The sequence below is a fragment of the Microtetraspora niveoalba genome (assembly GCF_001570405.1).
GTDB classification, from domain to species: Bacteria; Actinomycetota; Actinomycetes; order Streptosporangiales; family Streptosporangiaceae; genus Microtetraspora; species Microtetraspora niveoalba.
The window spans coordinates 249,849-264,302 of the sequence record NZ_BBYM01000018.1; the positions used below are offsets into that span (position 1 = coordinate 249,849).

Here is a 14,454-nt window from a genome sequence, read left to right on the forward strand (position 1 = left end):
CTGGCTCCAGGAAGCTGGGGGTGATGCCCCACATTCGCCCCTTCCGGAGCATCCTGCTTCGTCGCCGCGGACGAAAACCCGGTGATCTCTCGTGCTAGCGCCCGAAGATCCGCATCTGGAGCATCACGGCCAGCCGCGCCTCGGGGTCGGCCAGGTCCAGGCCGCTGATCCGGACCAGCCGCTTCAGTCGGTAGCGGAAGGTGTTGGGGTGGACGTGGACCCGGGCCGAGGCGGCGTTCACGTCGCCGAAGGCGTCCAGGTACGCCCGCAGGGTGGAGACCAGCTCGCTGCCGTGCTCGGCGTCGTACGCCAGGAGCCGCTCGTAGGGCCCGGTGGGCGTCTGCTCCTCGGCCTGGGCCAGGTCCGAGAGCTGGAGCAGCAGCGACTCGAAGTGGACGCCGGTGTAGCAGGCGACCGCTCCCGACGCGTCGCGGGCGCGCAGCACCCGCAGCGCCCGGTCGGCGTCCGCCCGGGACATCGCCACCTCGGCCAGGTTGCGCGCCATGCGCCCCACGCCGATGTTGGCGGCGTGCCGCGGCCCGACCCGCGCGAGGAAGCTCTCCGCGACCCGTACGGCCCTGGCCTCCTCGTCGCCGGCGGCGTGCATCGGCAGGACGGCGTACGCGACCGAGCCGACCAGCGCGGCGGCGGCCTTGGGGTGGATGGCGCCGACGTGCAGGGCGAGCGCGTCGCAGAACCGCTGCCGGTCGCTCTCCAGGCGGGCCGCGTCGGGGTCGGACCGTCCGCTGAGCTGGGCGGCGAGCACGCACAGGCGTTCGCTGGCGACGCCGAGCCGGCCCGCGGCCTCGGCGGCGTCCCCGCCGCCGGCCAGCACGGTGGACAGCAGGTCGGCGCGGAGCCGTCGCCGGGTGTCGGCCCCGGCGCGCTGGCGCAGCATCTGCAACGCGACGATCTTGGCGGCGTCGGCGAGCGCCTGCCGGCGCGGGCCGCTCAGCGGCTCGCGCACCGCGGCCCAGATGGAGCCGAGGATCTCGTCCCCCGAACGCACGGCCACCGCGGCCCGGTTGATGCCGTCGTACTCTTCCAGCTCGATGTGGATGGGCTCCCGGCTCTGGTAGAGCTGCCGGAAGACCCCGCGCTCCTCCAGCATCCGCCGGTAGCGCTCCGGCACCTGCCGTCCGAGCACGGTCGCGATCCGGCCCGCGTCGGCCTCGTCCTGCCGCCCGGAGTAGGCCAGGACCCGCGATGAGCGGTCCTCGATGGTGACCGGCGCGTCCAGCAAGGCGCACACGGCGTTGGCCAGCGCGAACAGGTCGTCGGGCGGGGCGCCCTCCCCCGGTTCGGCGAGGTCGCCCTCGGCCAGCAGTGCGCGCAGCAGGGCGGCGACCTGCGCCCACGAGGCGGCCCGGGTGAGCCCCAGCACCGTCACGCCGGTCTCGCGCACCTTCGCGTGGACGCGCCCGTCGACGTCCACCGGCTGCTTGACGACGACGCCCGCCGCCGGGCCCGCCGCGTCGAGCAGGGCGCAGATCTGCTCGGCGCGGTCGACCCCGACGGCGAGCACGATGCTCCCGGCGGGCAGGTGCGGCTCGTCCAGCGGGTCGTAGATGTGGACGCCGGTGACCTCGGCGTCGAGGAGGTCGCCCGCGGAGGCGGCCACGTCCAGCACGGTGCTGCCCAGATCCTCCAGGATGCGCCGCACGCTGGCACGTGGCCGTTCACTCATCCGCTCACGATAGTGAACATAAAGCGACTTCATTCACGAAGGTGATCGATCCGGTCGAACGCCTCCCGGACGGGGTCACACACGGCGCAGCGCCCGGCTGTTGTGGATGTAGGCGGCCCGGCCGTCCTCGACGACGAAGGTGACGGTCGGGTGCACGCCCTCCTCCGGCTCGGTCGCGATGAAGGTGTGGCCGTCGTAGTGGACGTAGCGGGTGGTGATCCGTTCGCCGCCCACCCGCGCCATGAACTCGCCGGGGATCACGGTGATGTCCAGGCCGCCGTCCGCCCCGGCCACCTCGTACGACATCGCGGGGCCGTCGTACCTGCCGGGGTAGGGGGCGACGTCCACGGACCGCGGCGACGCGGGCGGGACGGGCATGTCGGGGACGGGAAGCCCGGTGGCCTCCCGGATCAGCGGCAGGGCCACGTCGGTGAGCAGTCCCAGGTAGCCGGGGCCGTTCCCGCTCATCGCGACGGCGAAGTCCGCGCCGGGCACGACCCGCCAGAACGTGCTCTGCCCGACGGTGCCGCCGTCGTGCCCGAAGACCTCGCCGCCCCAGTCGAACAGCTCGAACCCGAGCCCCCAGCGGCCGGCGAGCAGCCCGCCGACTCCGGGCACCTCCACCTGCGCGGTCCGCATCGCGGCGACCGACTCCTCCGACAGCAGCCGGGTGCCGTCCTCGGCCACGCCTCCGGCGAGGAACATCCGGCCGAAGCGGACCAGCTCGCGCGGGGCCAGGCACAGGGTGGAGCCCGCCGGGGCGTTGGACCGCGGCATCTGCCACGAGGGATACACGGCGCCCTCGGGGCCGACGTGCCCGGCCGAGGCCCGGAACAGGACGGCCTCCTCGGGCAGCAGCGCCCAGTGCGTGGCGCCGAGCGGCTTGAGAAGGCGCTCGCGCATCGCCTCCTCCCAGGTGGTGCCGCGCACCCGCGCGACCAGCGCCCCGAGGACGCAGTAGCCGGCGTTGCAGTAGGAGAAGAGCGCGCCCGGCTCGTGGACGTGACCCGCGCCGCGCAGGTAGTCGACGAACGCGTCCAGGCAGTCGTCCCCGCGCCCGGTGTCCTCGAACAGGTCGCCGTCGAACCCGCCCGTGTGGGTGAGCAGGTGCCGTACGGTGATGGCCTTCTCCGCGCCGTCGGCGACGGCGAACCCGGGCAGGTGGTCGCGGACCGGCCGGTCCAGCTCGACCAGCCCCTCCTCGACGAGCTGCATGACCAGGGCCGCGGTCCAGACCTTGGTGGTGGAGCCGACCTGGAACACGCTGTCCGTCGTCGTCTCCACGCCGGTGTTCCTGTTCACCACCCCGGTGGCGACCTCGACGAGCTCGCCGCCCGTCCACACCGCCAGCGCGGCGCCCGGCACGCCGTGCCGCGCCGCCGCCTCCTCGAAACGCTCTCGCAGGTCCTCACGCATTCCGGCTCCTCAGGCGGTCTTGGGCGTGGCGCGCACGCCGAGGTGAACGTACGGCGAGCCGTCGGCGAGCTCGTAGAAGACCGCCGACATCCACTGCGGATCGTCGTCCGGACGGCCGACGAAGGTGGTGTCGTCCACCGGGACGAGGTCGAACTCCATCGGCGGCTGCATGTCGGCGAGGGCGCCGGTCGTCTCGCCGTACAGCGAGAGCCGGCCGTCGCGCACCGACAGCGTGAACCGGACGCCCGCCCGCTCGTACACGCCGGCGTACCGCTCGACGTCGGTCTCGTACGGCTCGGCGGGAGGGCCGAGCACGGGCGGCACGGCCAGGCCGAGCAGCTCGTCGAACAGCTCGGTGGCGAGGGCGTGCTGGAAGGCGGCGGTGTGGCCGCCGTTGGCCAGCAGGCACACGGCGGTCTCGGCGTCGGGGACCATCCAGAGCATGGCGGCCTGGCCGATGGTGTTGCCGCCGTGGAAGACGACCCGGCGGCCCTGCCACTCGTCCAGGATCCAGCCGATGCCCCACTGCTTGCCGAGGGTGTGCGGGTTGGGGATGTCCACCTGGGGCTCCCACATCACCCGCGGGTCGGCGAGGAGCCCGTCACCCAGGTGGGCGCGGGCGAAGGCGACGACGTCGGCCGGGCGGGCGCAGATCAGTCCGGCCGGCCCGCAGGAGCGCATCAGGCCCCACGCGGGGGCGGGCTCGCCGCCCATGTGGCCCATCGCGCCGCGGAAGCGCAGGACGTCCTCCGGCAGGGTCCAGGTGTGGGTCAGGCCGAGCGGCTCGATGATCTGCTCGCGCAGCGCCGCGTCCCACACCTTGCCGGTGAGGCGCTCGACCACCCGTCCGGCGACGATGAAGCCGGAGTTGCAGTACGACTGGGTGGCGCCGAGGGGGTGGTTCTGCGCGAGGTCCGCGCAGGCCCGCACGTACTTCTCCACGCAGTCGTCGCCCCGGCCCGTGTCGAGGAACAGGTCGCCGTCGATGCCGGACGTGTGCGTGAGCAGGTGCCGGATCGTGACGGACTTGCTCACCTCGGGATCGGCGACCCGGAACTCCGGCAGCACCTCGACGACCGGGGTGTCGAGGGTCAGCTCGCCCCGCTCGGCGAGCATCATGATCTGGGTGGCCGTCCACACCTTGGTGACGGAGCCGATCTGGAAGAGGGAGTCGGTGGTCGTCTCCACGCCGGTGGCCGTGTTGAGCACACCGGCGGCGAACTCGTGCACCTCGCCCTCGTGCAGGAAGGCCAGGTTGGCCCCCGGCACCTCGAACCGGGCGGTCAGCTCGGCGAGACGGGTGTGCCATCGACCGGGATCCACTGCTGTAGCCACGCGACGATCCTTTCGTTGTAGTCGAACCGGTGGGACGGGCGGCCGTTGAGGATGAACAGGTGGGAGCCGCCCGGGTAGCGGACCAGCCGTACCGGCACGCCCTGTTCGCGCAGGGCGGCGAACCACTGCTCGGCCTGGCCGACGGGACAGCGGTCGTCGTCCTCCCCGTGGAGGAGCAGCGTCGGCGTGGTCACCCGGGCGACGTGCGTCATGGGGGACTGCGCCGAGAGGTCGCCGCGGCACTCGTACACCTTGAGCAGGTGGCCCGCGTCGGAGGTGCCGGCCAGGCTGAGGAGGTCGCTGACGCATCCGCCGGGGATCGCCGCCTTGAACCGGCCGGTCCTGGTGGGCAGCCAGCAGGAGACGTACCCGCCGTAGCTGTAGCCGGTCACCGCGAGCCGTTCGGGGTCGGCGATCCCCTCGTCGACCAGCTCGTCGATCGGGTTGAGGAAGTCGCCGGTGTCGGCGATGCCCCAGGCTCCGGTCAGGGCCGTGTAGAACGCCTCGCCGTACCCGTCGCTGCCGCGCGGGTTGACGGTCAGCACGGTCCAGCCGCGCGCGGCGAGCACCTGGTGGTAGAGGTGCACGCCGTCGAACACCGGCGCCCACGCGTTGTGCGGGCCGCCGTGCGCGTCGAGCAGCAGCGGTCCCGGCCCGGTGAGCGTCTCGTCCCGCAGGACGAAGCCCTCCACCGGCGTCCCGTCGGGAGCGGTGAATGTGCGGGCGCGCGGTACGAACAGCTCGACGTCGGGGAGCGCGTGATCGGTGAGCCGCGTGACGGCCGGCGGGGTCTCGTCGCCGGTCGCGGGCAGGTCCGCGATGTAGACGTCCCCCACGCTGTACGGCGTCGCCGCGACGTAGGCGATCCTGCGCCCCGCCGCGCTGACGCCCGAGATCGTCAGGTCCCCGCCGACGATCTTCTCGCCGGGGGCGCGGTAGAGGTGGGTGAAGCCGCCGTCGCGGGCGCAGAAGAGCAGGTCGTCCCCCGCCATCTGGGGCACCGCCCCGGGATAGCCGGGTGCGCCCATCATGATGTTGCGGTCGAGCCCGGTCTTGACCTCCGCGAGCCCGTCCGCGCCCAGTTCGAACAGGCGGGCGTGGCCCACCGGATCGCCCGCGTACCCGACGACCAGCGGCCGCTCGCCCGGCCACCACACGCCCGCGCAGAGCACCTCCGCGCCGGTGAGCCGCTCCGGTTCGCCGCCGGAGGCGTCCACGGAGTAGACGGCGCCGCCGGCGACCAGGTCGCGGTCGGCCTCCATGTCCGCGGTGAAGAGGAGCCGGCCGCCGTCGTGCGACCAGGACGGCTCGCCCGCGTGGAAGTCGCCCGAGGTGACCTGCCGGACCTCTCCCGTCCCTGCCTGCGCCGTCTCGACCCGCAGCACGAAGACCTGCATGGTCAGGCCGCGGAGCAGGCCCGTTCCGTCGGCCTTGTGGTCCAGGCGGTCGGCCACGACCGGGGCGTGCGGGTCGAGGTCGCCGCACGGCCCGCTGTACGCGATCGAGCGGCCGTCGGGCGACCAGACGGCAGGGCCCGCGCCGAGGGGCGCGGCGGTGAGGACGCGGGGCTCGCCGCCGTCCATGGGGAGGAGGTGGAGCTGCGGCCTCCCGTCCACGGGGCGGAGGAAGGCGAGCGAACGCCCGTCGGGCGACCAGCGCGGGGAGGAGTCGTGCGGGCCGCCCGTCAGGCGTCGCGGCCCGGCGCCGGGAGCGGCGAGCCAGATCTCGGACCGGTTCTCGTCGGAGTCCCGGTCGGCGGTGGTGACCGTGTAGGCCACGGCGCTCCCGTCAGGGCGCAGCCGGGGATCTCCCGGGACCGTGATTCGGTATATGTCGCTGAGGGAGAGGCGAGACATGACCGAACACTAGGCGCGCGTTCGTCCCGCCTTCTTCGGCCTCCCCGACGAATCCGCCCCGGTCCGTTGTGCTTTTCGCCAAAACGGCGCCGCGGACGAGATCCGGCGTCGCGGCGCCCCCTTCTCCGGTGGAAGGACTCCCCGAGCGCGGGGCCCGGGGCGGGCTGCCGGCCGAACGCCCCTCCGCGCCGTGGGGGGCCGGCACGGGCTCCGGAGAGCCGGCGGGCCGGGGCCACCGGCCCCCCGAAATATGAAATTCCGGATTTCGGATTTGTGCGGTCAACTGGTGAAACTGACAGCGTGTATTCGCCCCCCGCTTTTCTTTTACATACCCGTTCTTGTCGGCATATCGGCGGCGTGCTTGACTCCACGCCAATCCCCCCACGATCAAGGAGTTGCCGTGTTCTCCGATCGCGAACTTGGCATGGATCGGGCCATCAACCGCCGGGACTTCCTCAACGGCGTCGTCTTCACCGCCGCGGCCGGGCTGACGGCCGGCGCCGCGACCGGCCCGGCCGCCGCCGCCGCCGGAACCCCGGCCGCGGCCGCGGCCGCCGCGCCGTACCCCCCGGCGAGGAAGGGGCTTCGCGGCCAGACCGACGCGATGCTGAAGGTGCCGCACGCGCTGCGCGACGGCACGTTCGACATGGGCGAGCCCGACCCGACCGGAGAGCGCTACGACCTGGTGGTGGTCGGCGCCGGCATCAGCGGCCTCGCCTCGGCGTTCTTCTACCGCCAGAAGCACGCGGGCGCCCGGATCCTGCTGCTGGAGGTGGGCGACGACTTCGGCGGCCACGCCGTACGCAACGAGTTCGAGGTGCGCGGCCGGAGGCTGATCGGCTACGGCGGCTCGCAGTCGCTGGACAGCCCCTCCACCTTCTCCCGGCAGGCGAAGGGCCTCCTGAAGGACCTCGGCATCGAGCTGAAGCGGTTCGAACGCTACTTCCACGAGGAGACGTACAAGGGCCTGGGCCGGGCGACGTTCTTCGACAAGGAGACCTTCGGCCGCGACCACCTGGCCCTCGGCAAGGACGGCCTGGCCAAGGCGCCGCTGCACAAGGAGGCGCTGAAGGACCTGGCCGGGATCGACTCCCACGACTGGCTGAAGGGGCTCTCCGACGAGGAGAAGAAGCTCCGGCTGGCCGAACTGACCTACGCCGGTTACCTGCGCACGGTCGTCAAGGCGCACCCCGACGTGATCAGGTACCTGCGGAACGTGCCGAGCGGCAACTGGGGCTACGACGCGGAGGCGGTCGGCGCGCTGGACGCGTGGGCGGACGGCTACCCCGGCTTCGGCGGGCTCAAGCTCGTGCCCAAGGCGCACCCGCTCATGGCGCCGACCGAGGCGCGGTTCTGGGACGCCGAGGACGAGTACATCTACCACTTCCCCGACGGCAACGCCGGGGTGGCCAGGGCGCTCGTCCGCGCGCTGATCCCCGGCTCGGTCCCCGGGCACACGATGGAGGACCTGGTCCCGGCGAGGGTCCGCTACGACCGGCTCGACCTGAAGGGCGCGAAGGTGCGGCTGCGCCTGTCCAGCCCGGTCGTCCGGGTCACGGGCGACGGCGAGGTCTCCTACGTCCAGGGCGGCAGGCTCCGCTCGGTCGCCGGCGGCAAGGTGATCCTCGCCTGCCAGCACCAGATGATCCCCTACCTGGTGCCGGACCTGCCCGAGGACCAGCGCCTCGCGCTGAAGGAGGCGGTGCGGCTGCCGCTGCTCTACACCAACGTGGTGCTGCGCGACTGGAAGGCGTTCGAGCGGCTCGGCATCCAGAGTGTCCGCTACCCCGGCGCGTACTGGCTGGGCGCGTCGCTGGACTTCCCGGTCAGCATGGGCGGCTACCGCCACCCGCGCTCCCCCGACGATCCGATCGTGCTGCACCTCAACCGGTCCTGCTCGACGTCCGGCCCGGACCCGCGCGTGGGCGCGGTGAAGGGGCGGGTCGAGCTGATCAGGACGCCGTTCGAGCAGATCGAGCGCACCACCAGGGAACTGCTGCTGCGCAGCCTCGGTCAGGGCGGCTTCGACCCGGCACGCGACATCAGGGCGATCACGGTCAACCGCTGGGCGCACGGCTACGCCCTGGAGTACGGCAGGCCGTGGGCGACCTTCTTCCCGGACGGGCCGCTGCCCAGCGAGACGGCCCGTCAGCCGTACGGGAACCTGGCGTTCGCCAACACGGACGCGCTGCCCCGCGCGTACGCGGACGCGGCCATCGACGCGGCCTGGCGGGCGGTCAGGGACCTCGACTGATCCCGGGCGGTGTCCCCCGCCCGCCGGACGGCCCGCCCGAGGCGTCGAACGAGGCCCGGGCGGGCCCCTTCCGCGCGGCGGCCGCCGGAGGGGCACAGGGGGTCAGACGGTGTGGTCAGACGGTGGGGTCAGACGGAGGTGTCCGCGGGGACACGCTCGGGCGTCTCCGGGGTCTCCGGCGTCACCCGCGCCACCCGCCGCTTCCTGACGAAACGCACGCCCTCGACCACACCGGTGATGGTGAGCGCGATGCCGAGGCCGAGCAGCAGCCCCTTGATCGGGTCGTTCTCGAAGGCCATGCCGCCGAAGAAACCGATCAGGCCCGAGTAGACCGCCCACGAGCACGCGGCGATCGCGTCGAAGAGGCTGAACGAGCGCAGCGGGTAACGGATCGCGCCCATGGTGAGGGTCGTGGCCGTGCGCCCGCCCGGGATGTAACGGGCGACCACGAGCACCAGCCCGCCGCGCTCGGCCAGGGCCCCGCGCGCCCACACGAACGCCTTGCGCTCGCGCAGCCTGCCGCCCGCCTTGCGGCCGATCAGGTAGGAGATGTGGTCGCCGGCGAAGGCGCCGAGCGCCGCGACCAGCATCACCGCCGCCAGGTTCGTCTCGCCGCTCGCGGCGAACACCCCGGCGGTGATCACACCCGTCTCGGCCGGGACGACGGGGAAGAACCCGTCGAGCACCGCCAGCGCGAACAGCGCCAGGTAGAGCCAGGGCGAGGTCATCACCTGCTGGAGCAGGTCGAGGATCGCGTGTGACATGTCCGAGCACTCCGAATCTTCAGGAAGCCCCCCAACCTTGGCGGAGAAGGGGATCTTGCGCCATCGGGCCTCGACCCCGGCAGGGCACTGGCGGATCCCCGATCCGCCTCAGGGACCGACCCTGACGACGGTAGGGATCGCGGCCGGTCACGCGCATCGGACGATCGTTACGACCGGCCCCCTACTTTCGTCGGTGCCTCCGCGGTCAGCAGGTCGTGCAGGCGTCGTGCCTGCCGTACCAGCTCGCTCCCCCGGGTGCGGGCGGCGATCCGCGCGACCACGGCCAGCTCGCCGCGCGCGCCGGCCCACTCCGCGGCGTCCGCGGCGAACCGCATCAGCCGCGTGTGCGTCGTCGTGGCTCGCCCGTCCGGCCCCGGCAGGCAGGCGGGCAGCAGACCGCGCATCACCTGCCACACCTCTCGGTGCGCGCCCCGCTCGGCCGCCGCCCGCAGCGCCGCGACGACCTCGCCGGGACCGTCCCCGTCGCGTGCGAGCAGGTCGGCCAGCCGCCTGCCGAGCTCCTCTCCGGGCAGGTCGCCGGCGGCGGCCAGGTGCAGCAGCGGGAGCACGGCTTCGCCGTCCGGCCCTTCCAGCAGGAACTGGGCCAGCAGCAGGCACAGGCCGGGCCCCGCCGGGCCGTCCGCGCTCACCAGCAGCCGGAGGTCCTCCGCCGACGGCTTGTTCAGCGGCCAGTACGTCCGCAACGTGTAGGCGGACCGGGCGGCGGCCAGCTCCCGGTGCCCGGCCAGCACGGCGAGCAGCCGCCCGCACGACTCGTCGTGCATCCGGGGGACGAGCAGATCGCCGAGCACCTCGCGGTACTCCGGACCCGACACGAATTCGGAGGTGATGCGGGTGTCCCCCTCATACGTCCCCCAGGTCAGCACAACGCGCGGCTCCTCCGGCCGGTCGGTGAGCCAGCGGGCGACCGTGCGCCCGGCCTCCCCGTTCAGGCGCGCCGCGCGTTCGGCGACCTCGTCCGTGACCGTACGGCCCAGCCGCAGCAGCGCCTGCCGCAGGTCCAGCGGCAGCGCCGCGACGCCGTCGCGCTCGTATCCCTCCAGCCGCTCCACCAGCGTCTCGGCGTCGAGCAGCCCGTTCGCGCGGGTCGGCGTGCCCAGCAGGTACGGCGGCAGCGTCCCCTCCACCAGCGCCTCGTACACCTCGGCGTACCGGAAGAGCGGCATGAGCTTCCCGAGGCCGGCGTGCGTCATCCCCGGCACGCGCTCGGCCACGGTGAGGCGGCCCTCCGGGTGGGCGCGGCGCTCCGCTCCCGGTTCGGCGAGTTCCCTCGCCATCGCCGCGGCCCAGTCGCCGGTGCCCCACCACGGCCTCCAGCGGAACCGCCTGTCCGGGCAGCGCGCGGCGAGCGGGGCGAGCGCCGCGGCCAGCCGGGCCCGCTCCGGGCCGTCCGGGCATCCGGCCGCCAGCCGGACGAACCCGTCCAGCCACCTCTCGGAGCTCATCCAGTCGAACTCCGAGAGCTGGAGCGAGAGCCGGACCAGCGTCTCCGGGGCCTCCACCCGCGGCGGCATCGGCGCGGGCGGCGGGACGTCGGGCAGCGGCACGGGAACGAACCGCGCGCATTCGGGTGCGGGTTCGGGTTGGGGCGCGGGCTCGCCGCCGAAGACCTCGGCCAGCTCCGCCCCCTGGCCGGCGGGCAGCAGGGCGACGACCTCCCTGATCGTCTCGGCGCCCGGCGGGCCGAACCGCGGCGCGTGCTTGACCGCCAGCTTCACCGCGCGGTCCCGCGCGTCGCCCGACTCGCACACCAGCGCCGCGGCCAGCGCGGGCGCGTAGGCGTCCAGGTCGCCCGCGGGATCCTTCAGGAGCCGGTCGAGCCAGGCCAGCCCGGCCCGCACCAGCCTGCCCTCGCCGCGGAACAGCAGCCCCTCGACGGCTTCCCCGGCCCGCTCGGGCGGGACGGGGCCGGCCCGCCTGACCTGCTTGAGCGCGAGGCCGGCCACGTTCGCCGGGGCGGAGGCGAGCAGCGCCAGGTAGTCGCCGGTGTGCGGGGCGACCTCGTCGGGGGCCGGGTCGAGCAGCTCGTACAGGCGGACGAAGAAACGCTGGTCGACGGCCTCGCCTCCGCGCAGGAACCGGGCGCGGCACCCGTCGAGCAGGGCCGCGCGCCGGATCCGCCCGGAGTCGGCGAGCCCGGCCAGGGCGGCGGGCCACTCCCGGTCGGCGCGCAGGAGCCTGCCCACCCCCTCGGCCTCGAACAGCCTCGGCGTCATCGCGTCCAGCAGAGGGTCGCCGGCCAGCTCTCCCGGCGTGGAGGCCGCGATCCAGGCGAGCGTGAGCGGGTCGTGCTCGGGCGGCTCCGCCCCCGTGCGGCGCAGCAGTTCCAGCGTCAGCCGCACCCGCCGGTCGGGCTCCGGGCGGCGCGCCGCCCGCAGCCGCAGCGCCATCCGCACCGCGAGGTCCCGCTGCCAGGCGGCGGGCCTGGCCGCCACGACCTGGAGGATCGGCGCGGTGTCGTCGATCTCGTCGGGCTCCCAGAAGCGGGTGAGGTCGCGCTTGTTGAGCCAGGTGACCACGGCGGCGGCGCCGGCGATGGTGCCCGCCCCCGCGACGCGCATCGGCTCCATCCAGAGGCTGTCCACCCGCGTGGCGTACAGGCCGTGCACCTCGGGGAACCAGTGGACGGACCGGCCGCTGCGCTCCGCCCGCCGGTCGAGCTCCAGCCACCGGGCCCGCCACTCCCGTTCCCGTTCCTCGTCCCTGCGCCGCCCGGCCTCCCGCGCGACCGGCAGGTGTCCGGGCAGCTCGCGGGCGACCTCCCGGCGCCGCTCCTCGTCGAAGCCGGCCACCAGCGCCGCCACGGCGGCGGCGTCCTCCGCGTCGATCGCGGCGCGGACCTCATCCCAGGCGTTCGTCATGATCGCGACAATAGGGCGGCCCGCCGACAATCCGGTGAGATCCACCCGCGCCGACCGTATGCCCTCCGCGTACGCGCGGGGGCGACGTCTCGCGAGCCCCCGCCCGGCGGGAGGCCGGGCGGGGGGCGGGGTCAGCGGTAGGAGTACTCGGGGGTGGGGAAGGCGCCGCTCACGACCTCGTCCGCGTACGCGCGCGCGGCATCGCCGAGCACGGTCGCGAGGTCGGCGTACTTCTTGACGAACCTGGCGGTGTGCGGGGTGAGGCCCGCCATGTCCTGCCAGACCAGCACCTGGGCGTCGGTGCGGTTGCCGCCGCCGATGCCGACGGTCGGGATCGACAGGGACGCGGTGACACGGGCGGCGAGGTCCTCGGGCACGCACTCCAGCACGACCGCGAACGCGCCGGCCGCCTCCAGCGCCCTGGCGTCGTCCATGAGCGCGTCGCCGGCGTCGCCCCGCCCCTGCACCCGGTAGCCGCCGAGGACGTTCACCGACTGCGGGGTGAGGCCGAGGTGCCCCATCACGGGGACGCCGGCGGCGACCAGGGCCTCGATCTGCGGGACGATCCGCCGGCCGCCCTCCAGCTTGATCGCGTGCGCTCCGGCCTCCTTCATGAAGCGGGCCGCCGCGGCGAGCGCCTGCGGCGCCCCGGCCTGGTAGGAGCCGAACGGCAGGTCGGCGACGACCATGGCCCTCGTGGTGCCGCGGACGACGGCCGCGGCGAGCGGGAGCAGGTCGTCCACGGTGACGGGGACCGTGGTGTCGTGGCCGTAGACGACGTTCGCGGCGGTGTCGCCGACGAGCAGCACGGGGATGCCGGCCTCGTCGAAGACCCGCGCGGTGAGGGCGTCGTAGGCGGTGAGCATCGGCCACTTCTCGCCCCGCTGCTTGGCGGCGGCGATGTCGCGGACGGTGACCCGCCGCCCGCTCGCGCCGCCGTACAGGGTGGCCGGTGCGGCGGACGAGCGCTCGGTCGGGGGGACAGACGCGGACATGGTGAAACCTCCTGTCTCGAGGCGCCACGGTGGCGTACCCGGACGGAAGTGATCGTGTCACGCCTGCGGCCCCTCCGGTAGCCCCGCTCCAAGGAGGCATCGGGGCGATTCGGAGGGGGCGCGCCCGGCCCCGTACGCCGATGGGGGATCATCGTCCGGGGTGCCCGGCACCCTTCACATCACCAAGACGGAACGGTCCGTCTCGCATGGATGCTAGGCTGAGCCCATGCCACAGGCCAGGAAGCCCGATCCCGCCCGTCGCAGCGAACGATCGCGGCGGGCGATCCTCGACGCCGCCCGCGAGCTGATCGGCGAGGTCGGGTACGCGAAGCTCTCGGTCGAGGCCATCGCGGCCCGGGCGGGCGTGGGAAAGCAGACGATCTACCGGTGGTGGCCGTCGAAGGGCGCGGTGATCTTCGACTCGTTCCTGGCGCTCAGCGGAGGCGCCGACGAGGAGGCGATCGCCCTGCCCGACACGGGCGACATCGAGGCCGATCTCAAGCTGGTCATGCGCGCGACGGTGGCCGAGTTCGCCGACCCGGAGTTCGAGGCGCCGGTCCGCGCCCTCAACACGGAGATCAGCAACGATCCCGGCCTCGCCGCGCAGTACCGGGAGCGGCTGGCGGGCCCGGTGGACGAGGCCAAGAAGGCGCGGCTGCGCAGCGCCCAGCGGGCGGGCCAGCTCGCGGCCGACGCCGACCTCGACCTGGTGCTCGAGGTGCTCTACGCCCCGCTCTACCAGCGGTGGCTGCTCCGCTCCGGCCCGCTGACCGACGAGTACGCCGACGCGCTCGTCGACGTCGCCCTCAGGGCGTTCCGCCCCTGACAGAGGCTCGGACGCCCTCCCCGCGAAACCGTGGTCCGGACGCGGGGAGGGCGGCGACGTCAGGCGGGGCGGACCGGCTGGCGCAGGACGGTGCGCAGCGTGGACGGGTCGGCGGTGGGGTCGACGCCGGACAGGTAGATCTCGTGGTGGAGCCCGTTCGGCACGAGGCCGTGCTCGTCCATGAACGCCCCCATCTTGCCCAGCGACAGGTGCTCGTCGGCGAAGGACCCGTGGTGCGTGATCTGCACGCAGCGGCCCTCGGTGAACGTCGCGAGCTGCACCCGGTCCACCGGAGCGGCGCCGTCGCGGGCGGCCTCGCGCGCCCGGTCGGCCCACTCCGGGTCCATCCCGTCGGGCACCCGCAGGAACAGGAGCCGCGCGCCCTCCTCCCCGCACGGGGCCGGACGCACCGGCGGCGCGGCGGCCGCGCAGGTCACGG

At 74.0% G+C, this 14,454-nt stretch carries 10 protein-coding genes; 2 read left to right on the forward strand and 8 right to left on the reverse strand.

The window, feature by feature from the left end; genetic code table 11:
* Nucleotides 1–94: 94 nt before the first annotated feature.
* The 4 genes from AWQ70_RS19320 to AWQ70_RS40580 all read right to left on the reverse strand — a co-directional run bounded on the left by AWQ70_RS19320 (nucleotide 95) and on the right by AWQ70_RS40580 (nucleotide 6,216).
* On the reverse strand, nucleotides 95–1,687 hold the full coding sequence (locus tag AWQ70_RS19320; RefSeq protein ID WP_067177969.1) for a PucR family transcriptional regulator: 1,593 nt from the start codon (nucleotides 1,685–1,687) through the stop codon (nucleotides 95–97).
* 75 nt (nucleotides 1,688–1,762) lie between these two features.
* A complete protein-coding gene (locus tag AWQ70_RS19325) occupies nucleotides 1,763–3,103 on the reverse strand; it encodes a serine hydrolase domain-containing protein (protein WP_067177972.1) in 1,341 nt (446 codons plus the stop codon).
* A 9-nt stretch (nucleotides 3,104–3,112) separates the two neighbouring features.
* Nucleotides 3,113–4,438 (reverse strand): serine hydrolase, encoded by a 1,326-nt coding sequence (locus tag AWQ70_RS40575; RefSeq protein WP_245647037.1) that lies wholly within the window; start codon nucleotides 4,436–4,438, stop codon nucleotides 3,113–3,115.
* Nucleotides 4,387–6,216 carry a S9 family peptidase gene (locus AWQ70_RS40580; RefSeq protein ID WP_218004591.1) on the reverse strand — a complete coding sequence of 610 codons (1,830 nt, stop codon included), beginning with the start codon at nucleotides 6,214–6,216 and terminating at the stop codon, nucleotides 4,387–4,389. Before AWQ70_RS40580 ends, AWQ70_RS40575 begins: the two co-directional genes overlap by 52 nt.
* A 478-nt stretch (nucleotides 6,217–6,694) precedes the next feature.
* Here AWQ70_RS40580 and AWQ70_RS19335 point away from each other — a divergent pair, with 478 nt between their 5' ends.
* The gene (locus AWQ70_RS19335) at nucleotides 6,695–8,548 is read left to right on the forward strand and encodes an NAD(P)-binding protein (protein ID WP_245647038.1); all 1,854 of its coding nucleotides are present in this window, start codon (nucleotides 6,695–6,697) and stop codon (nucleotides 8,546–8,548) included.
* 128 nt (nucleotides 8,549–8,676) lie between these two features.
* On the opposite strand, the gene AWQ70_RS19340 is transcribed toward AWQ70_RS19335, so the two are convergent.
* The 3 genes from AWQ70_RS19340 to panB all read right to left on the reverse strand — a co-directional run bounded on the left by AWQ70_RS19340 (nucleotide 8,677) and on the right by panB (nucleotide 13,189).
* Nucleotides 8,677–9,312 (reverse strand): DedA family protein, encoded by a 636-nt coding sequence (locus tag AWQ70_RS19340; protein WP_067177977.1) that lies wholly within the window; start codon nucleotides 9,310–9,312, stop codon nucleotides 8,677–8,679.
* A gap of 167 nt (nucleotides 9,313–9,479) precedes the next feature.
* Nucleotides 9,480–12,194 carry a DUF7824 domain-containing protein gene (locus AWQ70_RS19345; RefSeq protein WP_067177979.1) on the reverse strand — a complete coding sequence of 905 codons (2,715 nt, stop codon included), beginning with the start codon at nucleotides 12,192–12,194 and terminating at the stop codon, nucleotides 9,480–9,482.
* Nucleotides 12,195–12,325: 131 nt separating this feature from the next.
* Nucleotides 12,326–13,189, reverse strand: a complete 864-nt coding sequence (gene panB, locus AWQ70_RS19350; protein WP_067177982.1) for a 3-methyl-2-oxobutanoate hydroxymethyltransferase — start codon at nucleotides 13,187–13,189, stop codon at nucleotides 12,326–12,328.
* Between the two features lie 226 nt (nucleotides 13,190–13,415).
* Between panB and AWQ70_RS19355 the strand changes: the two genes are divergently transcribed.
* Complete coding sequence (locus AWQ70_RS19355; RefSeq protein ID WP_067177984.1) at nucleotides 13,416–14,015, forward strand: TetR/AcrR family transcriptional regulator; 600 nt, start codon at nucleotides 13,416–13,418, stop codon at nucleotides 14,013–14,015.
* A 59-nt stretch (nucleotides 14,016–14,074) separates the two neighbouring features.
* On the opposite strand, the gene AWQ70_RS19360 is transcribed toward AWQ70_RS19355, so the two are convergent.
* Complete coding sequence (locus tag AWQ70_RS19360) at nucleotides 14,075–14,452, reverse strand: GyrI-like domain-containing protein (protein WP_067177986.1); 378 nt, start codon at nucleotides 14,450–14,452, stop codon at nucleotides 14,075–14,077.
* Nucleotides 14,453–14,454: the final 2 nt, after the last annotated feature.

Bases quoted from the DNA above. Each gene is read 5' to 3' on its own strand.
- AWQ70_RS19340 (WP_067177977.1), bottom strand. From the start codon at position 9,312: ATGTCACACGCGATCCTCGACCTGCTCCAGCAGGTGATGACCTCGCCC.
- AWQ70_RS19355 (WP_067177984.1), top strand. From the start codon at position 13,416: ATGCCACAGGCCAGGAAGCCCGATCCCGCCCGTCGCAGCGAACGATCG.
- AWQ70_RS19320 (WP_067177969.1), bottom strand. From the start codon at position 1,687: ATGAGTGAACGGCCACGTGCCAGCGTGCGGCGCATCCTGGAGGATCTG.
- AWQ70_RS19325 (WP_067177972.1), bottom strand. From the start codon at position 3,103: ATGCGTGAGGACCTGCGAGAGCGTTTCGAGGAGGCGGCGGCGCGGCAC.
- panB (WP_067177982.1), bottom strand. From the start codon at position 13,189: ATGTCCGCGTCTGTCCCCCCGACCGAGCGCTCGTCCGCCGCACCGGCC.
- AWQ70_RS19345 (WP_067177979.1), bottom strand. From the start codon at position 12,194: ATGACGAACGCCTGGGATGAGGTCCGCGCCGCGATCGACGCGGAGGAC.